Source organism: Pseudomonas sp. SWRI50, from assembly GCF_014269095.1.
Lineage (GTDB): Bacteria > Pseudomonadota > Gammaproteobacteria > Pseudomonadales > Pseudomonadaceae > Aquipseudomonas > Aquipseudomonas kermanshahensis.
In genome coordinates this window covers 1-14,739 of the sequence record NZ_JABWRW010000030.1, presented here as the reverse complement: position 1 = coordinate 14,739, position 14,739 = coordinate 1, and the positions used below count along the sequence as shown (strand labels likewise).

Genomic DNA, 14,739 nt, shown 5'->3' with positions numbered 1-14,739 from the left:
ATAGGAAGAGGTGGTTAGGCCTTCCTGACTAATGGCACTTTGATTGCTACGATTTGGTTATGCGTTCAATAGCAGCCAGGAATATGACTGCTTGTGCCGCGCCACGTGTAGGAGCAGCCTTGCGCTGCTCCTACAGGGGCGGGGTGTATCAGCCGGCTACCAGCACGCGAATGGCTTCGAGGCGCAGGGCAGCTTTTTCAAGCATCGCCAGGCCTTCTTCACGCTGCTTGCGCAGGGCGTCGATTTCGCTGTCGCGCACGCTTGGGTTGACGGCTTGCAGGGCAACCATGCGCGCCAACTCTTCGTCGGCCTCGGCCTGCAAGCGACGCTGCGCTTCGGCCACCCGCTCGACGTGGGTCGGCATGATCTTGGCTTCACCACCACTGATGCGCTGGGCCAGCACATCACGTTGCGCCTGGACGAACTTGTTGGCGCTGGCGCGCGGCACGCTTTCGAGCTGGTCGTTGAGCGTTTCGAATGCCACGCGCGACGCCAGGTCGTTGCCGTTGGTGTCGAGCAGGCAGCGCAGGGCTGCCGGCGGCAGGTAACGTCCCAACTGCAGGGCGCGCGGTGCTACCACCTCGCTGACGAACAGCAGTTCGAGCAACACGGTACCTGGCTTCAGCGCCTTGTTCTTGATCAGCGCAACAGCGGTGTTGCCCATCGAGCCGGACAAGACCAGATCCATGCCACCCTGAACCATCGGGTGCTCCCAGGTCAGGAACTGCATGTCCTCGCGGGACAACGCCTGGGCGCGGTCGTAGGTGATGGTCACGCCTTCGTCGTCACCCAGCGGGAAGCTGGCGTCGAGCATTTTCTCGCTCGGTTTGAGGATCAGGGCGTTTTCCGAATGGTCTTCGCTGTCGATGCCGAACGCGTCGAACAGGGTTTCCATGTAGATCGGCAGGGCGAACTGGTCATCCTGTTCGAGAATCGCCTCGACCAGTGCCTGGCCCTCACCGGCCCCGCCAGAATTGAGCTCCAGCAGGCGGTCGCGGCCGCTGTGCAGCTCGGCTTCCAGGCGCTCGCGTTCGCCGCGGGCATCGGCCACCAGTGCATCCCAGGCTTTGCTGTCACCGCTTTCGAGCAGCGGCAGCAGGCGAGGGCCGAACTGATGCTGCAGGGCATTGCCGGTCGGGCAGGTGTTGAGGAAGGCGTTGAGCGCTTCGTGGTACCACTGGAACAGGCGCTCTTGCGGGCTGTCCTGCAGGTAGGGCACGTGCAACTGGATGGTGTGCTTCTGGCCGATCCGGTCGAGACGGCCGATACGCTGCTCGAGCAGGTCCGGGTGGGCCGGCAGGTCGAACATCACCAGGTGATGAGAGAACTGGAAGTTGCGGCCTTCGCTACCGATCTCGGAGCAGATCAGCACCTGGGCGCCGAACTCTTCGTCTGCGAAATAGGCGGCGGCGCGGTCACGCTCGAGAATGCTCATGCCTTCGTGGAAGACCGAGGCAGGAATGCCGGAGCGCACGCGCAGGGCGTCTTCCAGGTCCATGGCGGTTTCGGCATGGGCGCAGATCACCAGTACTTTGGTGCGCTTGAGCATCTTCAGGGTATCAATCAGCCAGTCGACCCGAGGGTCGAAACGCCACCAGCGCTCGTCGTCAGTGATGTCGCCCTGCGCCTGGAAGGCGACTTCCGGGTACAGCTCGGCTTTTTCGCCAGGCGGCAGGTCGCGGTATTGCTCCGGCATCGCTACCGGGTAAGCATGCAGCTCGCGCTCGGGGAAGCCCTGAACGGCTGCGCGGGTGTTGCGGAACAGCACGCGGCCAGTGCCGTGGCGGTCGAGCAGCTCGCGGATCAGGCGCGCGCTGGCTTGGGTGTCGCCATCGCTGACGGCTGCCAGCAAAGCTTCGCCTTCGGCCCCGAGGAAACCATGGATGGTGGCGTGGGCCTCCGGCGACAGGCGACCTTCGTCAAGCAGCTCCTGTACCGCCTCGGCGACCGGGCGATAGTTTTCGCTCTCGGCACGGAACGCCACAAGGTCGTGGAAACGGTTGGGGTCGAGCAGGCGCAGCCGGGCGAAGTGGCTGTCCTGGCCGAGCTGTTCGGGGGTGGCGGTGAGCAGCAGCACGCCAGGGATCACCTGGGCCAGTTGCTCGACCAGGCCGTACTCGGCGCTGACCTGGTCTTCATGCCAGACCAGGTGGTGGGCTTCGTCGACCACCATCAGGTCCCAGCCTGCGGCAAACAGCGCGTCCTGGGCTTTTTCGTCGTCAACCAGCCATTCCAGGGCCACCAGCGCGAGCTGGGCGTCTTCGAACGGGTTGCTGGCATCGCTCTCGATGAAGCGCTCGGCGTCGAACAACGCCACTTGCAGGTTGAAGCGCCGGCGCATTTCCACCAGCCATTGATGCTGGAGGTTTTCCGGGACCAGGATCAGTACGCGGCTGGCACGCCCTGAAAGCAGCTGGCGATGGATGATCAGGCCTGCCTCGATGGTTTTGCCCAGGCCGACTTCGTCCGCCAGCAGCACCCGCGGTGCACTGCGGTCAGCGACTTCACGGGCGATGTGCAACTGGTGGGCGATCGGTTGTGCGCGGCAGCCACCCAGGCCCCAGAGCGACGACTGCATCTGCTTGCTGGTGTGCTGCAAGGTGTTGTAACGCAGGCTGAACCACGACAGCGGGTCGATCTGGCCGGCGAACAGGCGGTCGCTGGCCAGGCGGAACTGAATGAAGTTCGACAGTTGGGTTTCCGGCAGGGTACGCGGCTGGTTTTGCCCGTCCAGGCCGTGGTACACCAACAGGCCATCGACATCGTCGACCTCGCGCACGGTCAGCTTCCAACCGTCGAAGTGGGTGATCTGGTCACCTGGCGAGAAGCGCACGCGGGTCAGCGGCGCATTGCGCAGGGAATACTGGCGGGTGTCGCCAGTGGCCGGGTAGAGCACGGTCAACAGGCGGCCATCCTGCGCCAGGATGGTACCCAGGCCGAGCTCTGCTTCGCTGTCGCTGATCCAGCGTTGCCCCGGTTGATACTGCTGCGCCATACTGCCTGAACTCCCGCGATGAAAAGCCGGCTATGTTAACGGATCGGCCGGTCAGACCAAAGTGTTGAAGTGCACCGAAGGGTGCCGAAGACCAACAGTCTAGCCGTTTCATCGACCAACACCGTCTTGTAGACGAGGGCCGCGCACCAACATGTCCGCCAAGCACCGCTGGTTGAACGTTTCCCTGGCCGTGAGCAGCCTTGTGCTGCTGGCCGGCTGCGAGCAAAAAAGCTTCGAGACCTTGCCGGCGATTACGCCTGGGCAGCTTGAGGCACTGGGCGTGCAGACGCCGATCAAGAGCGTGCACTTTCGTGACCGCGACGGCGAAGGCCTGCTGGTGCTGAGCCGCACCGACGGCCAGGCCACCGACGCGGAAAACCAGCAGGAAGTGGACAAGGTAGTGCTCAAGGCCACGCTGTATGGGCGCACGGCCGAAAGCGATGCATTCAAGGCACGTTGGCAGATCGAACAGGAAACCACCTGCCCGGGGCTGGACCTGGATGTCGACTTCTATTCCGATGTCAGCGATGTCAGTGACCTGAACAAGGACGGTATCGCTGAACTGACGGTTGCCAGCCATGCCTTCTGCGGCGGCGGCATCGACCCTCACGATATCGCCATCGAAATGCGCGAAGGCCAGGCCATCTACACCATTACTGGCCAATCACTGATCACCCCGGCGGGCGAGGAGCCGATCGGCGGCGAGCGCGAAGACAGCGCCTCGCTCAAAAGCGCGCCGCAGGTACTGCGCGAGCACATGGACGCGGTCTGGCAGCAGGTCTACAAGCGGCCCTGGAGCGAGGCGAGCCCGCCGAGCGATGACGACCCCGATGACGAAGTCGAATAAGCGTTGTCTCTATTCAAGGTAGGACAACGCCCGCCGATACAGGGGTAATAGGAGACTTTCCATGTTGCCGCCGATTATTCCGCTCAGTGCAGCCCCGGTAACCTCGCAACAGGACCCGGTCAAACCCACTCCCGACATCAAGCCGGTGGTCCCCGCGCAGCCGACCTCCGGTGAAAGCGCCATCAACCTCAAGCAGCAGCGCGACCCGCAGGAGCAAGCTTTGATCCTGCGTGATGAACAGCGTCGTCAACAGCAACGTCGGCAAAAAAGCGACGGCGAGCTTTACAGCGCGTTACCAGGTGATGAAGTCAACGCCGACAACACCGTACCGGTCGCCCCCTTGATGGGTGAGAGCCCACGTCAGGGGCTGTTGGTCGACATCGAAGTCTGACGCGGGGCTGGTCAGCGTCACTGGCTGGCTTCATCATGCAAGTCTCTGTTGATCGTCGAGCCCACCCATGAGCCAAGACAACCTCATCGATTTTGATGCCGAACGTGCCAAGCGCGTCCACGACCTCAAGGAAAAGCGCCTGAACGAAGTGCGCCAGGCCTTCGAGCAAGCCATGCCCCTGAGCGCGGCAAAGAAAAAGAAGCCCAAGGGCAAGCCCAAGAAGCGCTGAAACTTGACGCAGGTCAACCCTGCGCCCGCCCCGCGTGCCCGGTCCCGGGCACCATTGACCCCGGTCAATTTTCCCCGCCCCCACATTCGTTACCTTGCATCCATCGGACAACGGCAAACGAAGAGGGAGGCCGACATGTTCTTCGACAACGTGGTTATCGCAGGTGTGGTAACGGTTGGGTTGATGGTCGCATTCTTTGCCGGTCTGGGCATTTTCATCTGGAAGGACTCGAACAAGCGCAAGCCGCGCTGACCTTCCGGGTTCACGAGCACGCAAGGCATTTAGGGCGACTTCGGTCGCCCATTTTTTTTGCCTGCGAAATGTCGGGCAGCGCATCCCAATAAAGATGATTAGCTAGCTAATTAATCGTTTCCGCATTATCCTTCGCTTCATTGTCTATCGTTTACCTGATCATCCCCGCAAGGTCCGCCTCGTGCCCATCACTTTCCAGGCCCTGTTCGCTCCCAGCAGCCTCGCCCTCAAGTTCGCCATCAAGACCGTGCTCGGTGGCGGCCTGGCGCTTTGGCTGGCGATGCGCTGGGGGTTGGAACAGCCGTCATGGGCATTGATGACGGCGTTCATCGTGGCTCAGCCGTTGTCCGGCATGGTGGTGCAGAAGGGCCTTGCGCGCCTGGCCGGCACCCTGGTCGGCACGTTCATGTCGGTAGTATTTATCGGCTTGTTCGCCCAGACGCCAGGCCTGTTCCTGATCACCCTCGCGCTGTGGCTGGCACTGTGCACGGCCGCGTCGACCCAACTGCGCAGTGCCTGGGCCTACGCTTTTGTGCTAGCCGGCTACACCGCCGCGATCATCGCCCTGCCGGCGATCGACCACCCGTTGCAGGTGTTCGACCAGGCCGTGGCGCGCTGCACCGAGATCTGCCTGGGGATTTTCTGCGCTACCGCCACCAGCGCCCTGATCTGGCCGCTGCGTGTGGAACAGCAACTGGGCGGACAAGCCCGGCAGGCTTGGCAAAATGGCCTGCAGGCGGCCAGTGCCATGCTGGGGGGAGAGGATGAGGCGCGCAAAGGGCTGCTGGAAAGCCTTGGGCGCATCGTCGCCATCGACAGCCAGCGCGAACATGCCTGGTTCGAAGGCAATCGCGGGCGTCAGCGGGCGCGCGCCATTCGCGGCCTGAGCCAGAAGCTGATGGTGCTGCTGCGTATCTCCCGCTCGGTGCGCCGGCAGTGGCGCCAGCTCGATGAAGGTGAAGCTCGGCACCTGGCGCCCTGGCTGGAGGCGGTGCGCGCGCAGTTGGGCGCACCCGACCAACCCGGCCTGTTGCTGTTGCGCCAACGCATCTGGGATGCCGCCCATGATGAGCAGATAAGCGCTGCCGAACATTACTGCCTGGCGCGCATGACGCTGTTGCTGGACTACGCGATGGCTGCGACCCAGGCGTTGGACGACGTCGAAGCGGGCAGGGCGCCCAAGGATGTGTCCCAGGGCCTGGCCGCACACCGCGACTGGTCGCTGGCACTGTTGTTCGGTTCACGCAGCGCGCTGGCGTTTCTGGTGATGAGTGGCTTCTGGCTGGCGACCGCCTGGCCCTCTGCGCCGGGCGGCCTGGTGCTGACCTGTGTGGTTTGCAGCCTGTTTGCCAGCCGCGAAAACGGCGCTCAGATCGGCCTTAGTTTCTTGCGCGGCATCTTTTTGGCGATCCCCGCGGCGTTTCTGGTCGGGCAGATTCTTTTGCCGCAGTGGAGCAGCTTCGCCATGCTCTGCCTGGGCATGGGTGTGCCGCTGTTTCTGGGTGCGTTGGGCATGGCCCACCCGCGTACCGGCGCGACCGCGACTTCGTATTGCCTGCACTTCATCGTGTTGGTATCACCGCTCAATGCCATGCAGTTTGGCGTGGCCAGCATGCTCAACAGCGCGCTGGCGATGCTGGTGGGCGTGTCTGCTGCGGTGATGGCCTTTCGTTTGTTGGTGTTCCGTCACCCGGCCTGGCTGGGCAAGCGCCTGCGGGCGGCGACCCAAAGCGACCTGGTGCGCCTGACCCGGCGCGACCTGCGCGGCGCCGACAGCTGGTTTGGCGGGCGAATGGCCGATCGCCTCTTGCAACTGGCGCGGCATGCCGGCGAATTGCCCGAAAGCGAGCGCAAGCGTTGGGATGACGGCTTGCACGGCCTGGACATCGGCGACGAACTGGTGCACCTGCGCATGTGCCTGGCGGTCGCCCAGGCGCCGTTGGGCCGCGCTGAACGCGAGTACCTGCAGCAGGTGGAGGCGGTACTGGCCAAGGGGCCGGCGCCGGGCCGTGGGCAACGCCTGGACAGCGCCAGTGAGCAATTCATCGCCGCCTTGCGTCGGCTGCCGGCAAGCGACCCGTTGCGCCTGGCTGAAGGTGCAGTGCTGCAGTTGCAGAAGAGCTGGGGCAAATGGTGCCGCTGGCAGGAGGACGTGCATGGGGTTGCGTGAGTGGGCGCTGGGCGGGGTGCTGCTGAGCCCGTTTCTGATTTATGTGCTGCTGGCGCTGGTGCTCACCGGGGTGTTGCGCTTGTTGGTGCACGCCACGCCGTTGGGTCGCTGGATCTGGCATGAAGCGCTGTTCGACGCGGCGTTGTTCGTGTGTGTGTTGTTCCTGGTGGTGCGAGTACTGGGGGCTGCCTAAAGGCTCTTGTAACGATTTTTGTAAGGAGTGATTCAATGCGTGCTGCCGTACGTACCCTGGTAACCCTGTGTGTGGTGGCCCTTGCCCTGTTGGCAGGCTACCAGCTGTGGCAGTACTACATGCTGACACCCTGGACCCGCGATGCCCGGGTGCGCGCCGACGTGGTGGTGATCGCCCCAGACGTATCCGGTTGGGTGCGCGAGCTCAAGGTGCATGACAACCAGCAGGTCAAGGCGGGCGATTTGCTCATGAGCATCGACCGTGAACGCTTCCAGGCAGCCTTCGACCAGGCCAGCGCCGTGACCGAGACCCGTGCCCAGCAACTGCGCTTGCGCGAGCGCGAAGCGGCGCGGCGTACTGCCCTGGGGCCGGAGGCAATCAGTGCCGAGCTGCGTGAAAATGCCCAGATCAACGCCGCCATCGCCCGCGGTGAACTGCATGAGGCCGAGGCGCAACTGCAAGTGGCCAAGATCAACCTGGCGCGCAGCGAAGTGCGGGCGCCGCGCAGTGGCCATATCACCAACCTGCGCCTGGCCCAGGGCAACTACGTGAACACCGGGGAGTCGGTGATGGCCCTGGTGGACGATTCGACCTTCTATATCCAGGCCTACTTCGAAGAAACCAAACTGCCGCGCATCCGCGTCGGTGACACGGTCAAGGTCTGGCTGATGGGGGCGGGCGAGGCAATGCAGGGGCATGTGGAGAGCATCAGCCGGGGCATCACCGACCGCAACAGTAATCCGGATAGCCAACTGTTGCCGGAGGTGGAGCCGACCTTCAACTGGGTGCGCCTGGCGCAGCGGATACCTGTGCGGATCCGCCTGGACGAGATCCCGCAGGGCATGAACCTGAGTGCCGGCATGACTGCCAGCGTGCAGGTGCACGAGGACCGGGTTACGCAATGAAGGGAATGCCGAACCCTTTTCCGGGGCTGTCGGCGGCTGGCGGAAAACCTTGGCGAATGCGCGGTGACTTGCGTTAGGCTGGCCGCTGCGAGTTGCCCGGCAGAGGCGACCGTTTGCAGCCCGGCGTGCGTCACTTTCGACTTGATTGCGAGGTTACGGCATGGCCATCACTTCCCAGGACATCTGCAACGCGGCGGAGCAGCTCAACGGTTTCGTTGGCTTTCATGGCAAGCGCGGCGTTCATATCGTGCGTTTTTCCGAGGACTCGTTCGGCATGGACGTGGCCGACGACAGTATCACCCCCTGCAGCGAATTCGTCTGGCGGCCCGAGCAAGGCCCGCGCATGGCGTTGTGCCGACAACGCCTGGCACTGCTGCTGGACCAGCATGTGGATGATCGCTTGAACATTGGCGAGCCCTTGCGCGCTTACCTGCGGCGCAGTGATTTGCCCGAGATCGTGGCCGAGCGCAACAAGCGCTGACGCCCTGCTGTTCACGGGGGCAGCCTTGTTCTGCGAAGGCTGCCTTTACAGCAGGCGCCTGGCCGAGCCTGTGGGCGCCTGTTGCAGCAAGGCTTCGAGCGCCTCTTTAGGTAAAGGCCGGCTCAGGAAATAACCCTGCACCTCATGGCAGCCGTCCTTCTCCAGTGTTTTGAGCTGCTGTTCACTTTCTACGCCCTCGGCCGTCACCGTCAGCCCCATGGCTTCACCCAGGTTGATGATGGCTTGCACCACGGCGCGATCATTGCCACTGGTGTTGTTCAGCCCGGCTATGAAGCGTTTGTCGATCTTGATGCTGTCGAACGGGTACGTGCGCAGATAGCCCAGTGATGAGTAACCGGTGCCAAAGTCATCCATGTTCAGGCGAACACCCAGCTCCTTTAGCGAAAGCATGGTGCTTAGCGCGCCTTCGATGTCGTTGAGCATCACGTTTTCGGTGATTTCCAGTTCAAGGCGCTGGGCGGGGAACGCGGTTTCCAGCAGGATCTCGCGAACGTCGGCCACCACGTCGCTGCGCAAGAACTGCGCAGGTGACAGGTTTACCGATATCAGCAGGCCCACCGGCCAGTCGTGGGCCGTGCGGCAGGCTTCGCGCAGCACCCAGCGGCCCAGCGCGACAATGATGTCGCTCTGCTCGGCCAGCGGGATGAAGGTGTCTGGCCCGAGCAACCCCTCCTGCGGGTGCTGCCAGCGCAGCAGGGCTTCGACGGCGACGATGCGCAGGTCGCCCAGGCGATAGCGTGGCTGGTAATGCAACGCGAATTCCTGGTTTTGCAGGGCCCGGCGCAGATCATTCTCCAGTTGTCGGCGGTACTGGATCTGTTTGTTCATTTCGGCGGCGAAGTAGCGCCAGGTGTTCTTGCCCTCCGCTTTGGCCTGGTACAGCGCGATATCGGCGCAGCGGATCAGTTCGCCGGCATCGAAGCCCTGGGTGCGGCTCTGGGCGACGCCGATGCTGGCGCCGATGTGCAGGGGCTGGTTGTCGAAGACGATGGGTTGCTGCAGCAGGCTAATCAGGCGAGCGCAGAAACGGTCGACTTCAGTGCGGTTATCCATGCCATTGAGCACCAGAATGAACTCATCGCCACCCAGGCGCGCCACCAGGTCGACATCGCGGGTGGTGTCGCGCAGGCGTGTCGCCACCTCTTGCAGCACAGCGTCACCGGCGGCATGGCCGAGGGAATCGTTGATCGGCTTGAAGTTGTCCAGGTCCAGCAGCAGCAACGTGAGTGGGGGCGCGTCGCTGCCGCGCAATAACAACTGCTCAAGGTGCCGGGCGAGTTTGTTGCGGTTGGCAAGACCGGTCAGCGGGTCATGCAGTGACAGGTGCTGGATGCGTGCATGGGCGTCGACCTCGTCAGTGATGTCGCTGGCGGTGCCACGAAAACCCGTCGGCTTGCCGTCGTACCAGATCGCCCGTGCCGAGATGCGGCAATAGCGGTTTTGCCCGTTATGGTCACGGTAGGTACAGCGCAGGTTTGCCAACTGCTGTGGGTCGGCGGCGGCCAACGCGTCCAGCCAGGGTGAGAGTGGCGTGGTGTCGCAGGCCAGCAGCTGGTTCACCGGCTGGCCCAGCCAGTCGTCCACCGGGTAGCCGGTGACGCTGACGAAACGCTGTGAAAGATAGGTCAGGCGTTGTTGTCGGTCGGTTTCCCAGATCCAGTCGGATGCGGCTTCGGCGACGGCGCGAAAACGCTGCTCGCTGGCCTCCAGGGCCTGGTTGCTCTGCTGCAGGCGCGCCAGGCTAAGGTCGATGGCGCGGGAGCTGCGCAAGGCGTGGCAGAACAGGTAAAGCATCACCAGGCCGAGTATCAGCAGCGCGCACAGCAGCGGCGGCAGCATCGCCCACAGCAATTGCTGGCCCGGCAGCGGGCTGGTCCAGGCCAGGTGGAAGCCGGTATCGCCCAGCGCGATACGCTGCTGGCCATGCTCGCCGGTAGCGTCTTTCTCGAGGTGCATGCCCGCCAGGCCGGCGCCGGTACCCAACCGTGTGAGTTTGTCGTCGGTCAGCTGGTCGACGAACAGCATGACGGGTGCCTGGCGTACTTCGCTGTCCGACACGTCCTTGTCTGGCCGTACGGCCGCGGCGCTAAGCACGGCGGGCCATCCGTTGAACAGCACGAACCGGGTGATTTGTTCGCGGGCGCTGGCAGCCCCCCGTGCTTCATTGATGATGGGTTGTAGCGGCGCTTCTATATAAGTGCTGGCGCTCGCTTCACTGGGCTTGCCTTTGAACAGGGCGTAGGTGGTGCGCTGGTCGTCCACCACGAACACACCTTCGTAGCCACTGGCGCTGTACAGCGATTCACCGACGTTCTTCTCTTCATAGGCCCACTGCCAGTCCGCCTTGCCGGCCAGGTGTTCAAAGGCGGCATCCCACACGGCATAGCTGGACAGGAACTGGCGTGAGGCAAGCAGCCGTTGCTCGAGCGCTTGCGAGGCATGGAAAGCGCTGCGCTGTTGCTCTTGGTGATCGAGGGTGGCGGCGATGTTGAGCAATGCGCCCAAGGTGACCAGGCAGGCCAGGCCAAAGACCACGCAAAAGCCTGCAATCAAGCGGCGAACTTGAAATCGGGGTGTGGGTAGGGTGGGTGGAAGGTTGGCGGTCCTGGCCATGTGCGGGTGACTCCTTCAAGAACAGCAGCCTCCTGCAAGGCAATCAGGAAGGAGGTTCAGTCAGGATAGGCCAGCCTGAGGCCGGTGGCCTCGCGTTGCGCGAAATTGACCTGGTCGCGGCCAGCGTGCTTGGCGGTGTAGAGCGCCTTGTCGGCCTGTTCGAGCCAGTGTTCGGGGGATTCAAGGTCGGCGTCGAAGGCAGACAGGCCGATGCTGAGGCTGATCCGCAAGTGTGGTAATTGCGGGTTACGGTAGCTCGCCACCCGCTCGCGCAAGCGCTCCATGGCCAGGCAGGCCTGGGCCTCGTTGGTGTCCGGCAGGATCACGCAGAACTCGTCGCCACCGTAGCGCCCGGCCTGGTCGACCTCACGCAGGTTGCGTTTGAGCTCTTCGCTCATCTGACGCAGCACGCAATCGCCGACTACGTGGCCAAACGTGTCGTTGATGGTCTTGAAGTGGTCGATGTCGATCAGGGCGATGACCGCCTGTTGCTGTTGTTGCTGGCAAGTCTGAAACTTGACCAGCAGCAGGTCTTTCCAGGCACCGTGGTTGAGCAACCCGGTCAGGCTGTCGGTAAGGCTGAGCGCACTGAGGCGGCGCTTATGCTCTGCCAGTTTGATTGCCAGGCGGTAGCAGACCCAGCCCAGGGCCAGCGGGTAGAGCGTCAGCATTGGCAAGCACGCGTAAACCTGCAAGGGCGTGGCAGTGAGTTGCAAGCCAGGGCCGAGCACGAGCGTGGCCACGAGCATGCCGGCAAGCTGGGCCAGCACGCCACGAACGACCAGGCGTTTGCCGCCCGCGGCCACGTTGTTCATGGTCATCATCGACAGCACGGTCACGCTGGGCAGTGGGTTGAAGTGCATGGCGGCGGTCCAGAAACCGCCCATCAGCGAGTCCAGCAGCAGATTGCGCTGTTCTGCCTGATAAGGCGCTGCCGAGCGCATCGCCCACAGGTAGGCTAAATGCGGCCAGACAATCCCGTTGAACAGCACCAGCAGCCAGACCCAGGTAGGCGGCGATAGCGGCGCCATGGCAGCCATTACACTGAACAGGCCGATGCCCATGCCGATGATGCGCGGCAGGTAGATGCGCTTGACGAAAGAAAGGCCCTTGCCGCTGCGGTTGTCCATCATGGTCATCGTTCTTCTGCTAAGGCGCCGTTTATCGCATAACGCGTGTGAATATTGTTGAACAGTGTTTCATCTATGAAAAATGACCTTACAAGCCAATTCACGGTTGATCTGATCACTGTGGGGTAATATGAAGGCTTTCCTGTTGCTTGGAGTGCTCATGCTCATGGTTCCCATGGCTAACGCTGCCGGCGAGTCGGCGCCTCAACGGGACGGTCGTTTCCATAACCAGGCCCGCCTGCCTCAAGACGGCGTGATGAAAAAGCTGCGCATCGGCCTCAAGTACCTGTTTTTGCGCAAGCCGCCCGACACTCGGCCCTCCACCCCCCTCCATGTGCAGCCCATGACCCGGCAGCAGGTGCTTGATGCACCTGATCACAGCCTGTGGCGCCTTGGCCATTCGACGATATTGCTGAAGTTGCGCGGGCGCTTCTTTATTACCGACCCGGTATTCGCCGAGCGCGCCTCACCGGTGCAGTGGGCAGGGCCGCAACGTTTCCATGCGCCACCGCTTGGCCTGGACGAACTGCCGCCATTGGCCGCGGTGATCCTGTCCCATGATCACTTCGATCATCTGGATGAGCAGGCGATTCGACGGCTTGCCCCGCGTACGGGGGTGTTTCTGGCACCGCTTGGGGTGGGTGACCTCTTGATCGAATGGGGGGTTGCAGCAGACAAGGTGCGCCAACTGGATTGGTGGCAGGACACTGAAGTTGAAGGGGTACGCTTTGTCGCGACCCCAGCCCAGCACTTTTCAGGGCGTGGCCTGTTCGACAGTAACCGGACCTTGTGGGCGTCCTGGGTGGTGATCGATGAACAGCTGCGGGTGTTTTTCAGCGGCGATACAGGCTACTTCGAGGGCTTCAAGCAGATCGGTGAGCGTTTCGGGCCTTTCGACCTGACCCTGATCGAGACCGGGGCCTATAACGTCGCCTGGCCGAGCGTGCACATGCAGCCGGAGCAGAGCCTGCAGGCACACCTCGACCTGCAGGGGCGCTGGATGCTGCCGATTCATAACGGCACCTTCGACTTGTCCACCCATGCCTGGCAAGAGCCATTCGAGCGCATCCTGGCCCTCACTGAGCAAGCGCAGGTGCGGCTATGCACCCCGCAGATGGGCGAGCGGGTCAGCCTGGACTCGCCGCATGCCGGGCAGAACTGGTGGCAGCCCAAACCTGCGCATCAGCGAGAGCGGTCGACAGAGCGCGCTGTGGCGGTGCGCTGAGGGTCATTTTTCAGCGTCTCGCTGGCGAGGTGAGGGCGGCTTCTGGTCGTCCAGTAAACGCGAAGGTGGCTTACCGCTGTCACTGCGCACCTGCGCATGGCTGATCAGCGCGAAGATGAAGCTGCCACCAATGATGTTACCGGCGAGGGTCGGCAGGGCGAATGCCAGCAAGAAGCTGCGCCAGGTCTCTTCACCGGCCCAGACCAGGTAGGACACTTCCACCGAACCGACGACAATATGGGTGAAGTCACCCAGCGCCATGAAGTAAGTGATCATCAGGATGATCCAGATCTTGGCGTGCTCCATCGACGGGATCATCCAGACCATGGTGGCGATCATCCAGCCCGACACGATGCCTTTGGCGAACATCTGGCCGATATCGTTCTTCATTACCTTGCGCCCGACCTCCAGAAATGCCACGTCGGTCTTGCCGTCGAAGATCGGCAGTTCCAGCATGACCCAGGCGACCAGCAGGGTACCGGCCAGGTTGCCGAGCAATACCACGCTCCATAGGCGCAGCAGGCGACCCAAGTTGGCCAGGGTAGGCGAGGTCATCACCGGCAGCACGGCGGTGAGTGTGTTCTCTGTAAACAGTTGCTGGCGGGCGAGGATCACCGCCAGGAAACCTGCACTGTAGCCAATGCTTGCAATCACCTGGGCGCTGTCGCCCTCGGGGAGGCGGGCATAGAACAACCCCATGGCCATGAGCGAGAGCCCCATCGACAACCCGGCGGCCAGCGCTGACCACCACAGGGCTGCGATCGTGCGCTCAAGCTCTTGGTCGCCTTGGTAGCGAATGATCTCGTGCAGCACCGCTGCCCTTGGCGGCTGGTTATGGCTGACCTCCTGCTCTTCGTCCGCCGACAGGCCTGGCGTTTTCTCGCTTTGCGTCTCGCTCATGGTTGCCACGCTCCGTGGGGTGTTTATCTACAGATCGGTTGCGTGTTCATTAGTTGCGAAGGCCGGCCAAGTACTGCTGGAAAGTTTTTTCAGATCAGGGTGTTGACTCTGATTTCAAAGCGCGTATTATTCGCCTCCTCGCAGCGATGAACGCTTCGGGGCAAGCGGCAAGTTGTTGAAGTTAAAAGCTTTCGAAAGAAAGCGAAGTTAAAAAACTTCAAAATAAACGCTTGACAGCAAATGAGGAAAGCGTAGAATGCGCGCCTCGGTTGAGATGAAAAGCTCTTAACCAAACGCTCTTTAACAAATTGAATCAAGCAATTCGTGTGGGTGCTTGTGAGTACGGACTGATAGTCACAAAGATTATCAGCATCACAAGTGACCATG

General features: G+C 62.4%; 13 protein-coding genes. 9 read left to right on the top strand and 4 right to left on the bottom strand.

Annotated features, from left to right (window positions below; genetic code table 11):
• Positions 1-148: 148 nt before the first annotated feature.
• Positions 149-2,995, bottom strand: coding sequence for an RNA polymerase-associated protein RapA (rapA, locus tag HU750_RS23655; RefSeq protein ID WP_099455117.1), 2,847 nt, complete (start codon positions 2,993-2,995; stop codon positions 149-151).
• 151 nt (positions 2,996-3,146) lie between these two features.
• On the opposite strand from rapA, the gene HU750_RS23650 reads away from it, so the two are divergent.
• The 8 genes from HU750_RS23650 to HU750_RS23620 all read left to right on the top strand — a co-directional run bounded on the left by HU750_RS23650 (position 3,147) and on the right by HU750_RS23620 (position 8,463).
• Positions 3,147-3,842 carry a M949_RS01915 family surface polysaccharide biosynthesis protein gene (locus HU750_RS23650; RefSeq protein WP_027594244.1) on the top strand — a complete coding sequence of 232 codons (696 nt, stop codon included), beginning with the start codon at positions 3,147-3,149 and terminating at the stop codon, positions 3,840-3,842.
• A gap of 61 nt (positions 3,843-3,903) precedes the next feature.
• Positions 3,904-4,233 carry a hypothetical protein gene (locus tag HU750_RS23645; RefSeq protein WP_027594245.1) on the top strand — a complete coding sequence of 110 codons (330 nt, stop codon included), beginning with the start codon at positions 3,904-3,906 and terminating at the stop codon, positions 4,231-4,233.
• 67 nt (positions 4,234-4,300) lie between these two features.
• Positions 4,301-4,462 carry a hypothetical protein gene (locus tag HU750_RS23640; protein ID WP_077068735.1) on the top strand — a complete coding sequence of 54 codons (162 nt, stop codon included), beginning with the start codon at positions 4,301-4,303 and terminating at the stop codon, positions 4,460-4,462.
• Between the two features lie 135 nt (positions 4,463-4,597).
• A complete protein-coding gene (gene ccoM / locus HU750_RS27370; RefSeq protein ID WP_003254862.1) occupies positions 4,598-4,714 on the top strand; it encodes a cytochrome c oxidase subunit CcoM in 117 nt (38 codons plus the stop codon).
• Between the two features lie 181 nt (positions 4,715-4,895).
• Entirely contained in the window at positions 4,896-6,884 is a 1,989-nt protein-coding gene (locus HU750_RS23635; protein ID WP_186682726.1) for an FUSC family protein, read from the top strand.
• Complete coding sequence (locus HU750_RS23630; RefSeq protein WP_186682724.1) at positions 6,871-7,077, top strand: DUF1656 domain-containing protein; 207 nt, start codon at positions 6,871-6,873, stop codon at positions 7,075-7,077. Before HU750_RS23635 ends, HU750_RS23630 begins: the two co-directional genes overlap by 14 nt.
• 35 nt (positions 7,078-7,112) lie before the next feature.
• Positions 7,113-7,982: an efflux RND transporter periplasmic adaptor subunit gene (locus tag HU750_RS23625; RefSeq protein ID WP_027594248.1), complete on the top strand. Its 870-nt coding sequence runs from the start codon at positions 7,113-7,115 to the stop codon at positions 7,980-7,982.
• A gap of 160 nt (positions 7,983-8,142) precedes the next feature.
• Complete coding sequence (locus HU750_RS23620) at positions 8,143-8,463, top strand: DUF2025 family protein (protein ID WP_186682722.1); 321 nt, start codon at positions 8,143-8,145, stop codon at positions 8,461-8,463.
• A gap of 45 nt (positions 8,464-8,508) precedes the next feature.
• On the opposite strand, the gene HU750_RS23615 is transcribed toward HU750_RS23620, so the two are convergent.
• Positions 8,509-11,097 (bottom strand): bifunctional diguanylate cyclase/phosphodiesterase, encoded by a 2,589-nt coding sequence (locus tag HU750_RS23615; protein WP_186682720.1) that lies wholly within the window; start codon positions 11,095-11,097, stop codon positions 8,509-8,511.
• A gap of 56 nt (positions 11,098-11,153) precedes the next feature.
• Entirely contained in the window at positions 11,154-12,227 is a 1,074-nt protein-coding gene (locus HU750_RS23610; RefSeq protein ID WP_186682777.1) for a diguanylate cyclase, read from the bottom strand.
• A gap of 130 nt (positions 12,228-12,357) precedes the next feature.
• Here HU750_RS23610 and HU750_RS23605 point away from each other — a divergent pair, with 130 nt between their 5' ends.
• Positions 12,358-13,452, top strand: coding sequence for an MBL fold metallo-hydrolase (locus HU750_RS23605; RefSeq protein ID WP_186682718.1), 1,095 nt, complete (start codon positions 12,358-12,360; stop codon positions 13,450-13,452).
• Between the two features lie 3 nt (positions 13,453-13,455).
• On the opposite strand, the gene HU750_RS23600 is transcribed toward HU750_RS23605, so the two are convergent.
• Entirely contained in the window at positions 13,456-14,352 is an 897-nt protein-coding gene (locus tag HU750_RS23600) for a formate/nitrite transporter family protein (RefSeq protein WP_186682716.1), read from the bottom strand.
• Between the last annotated feature and the right edge of the window lie 387 nt (positions 14,353-14,739).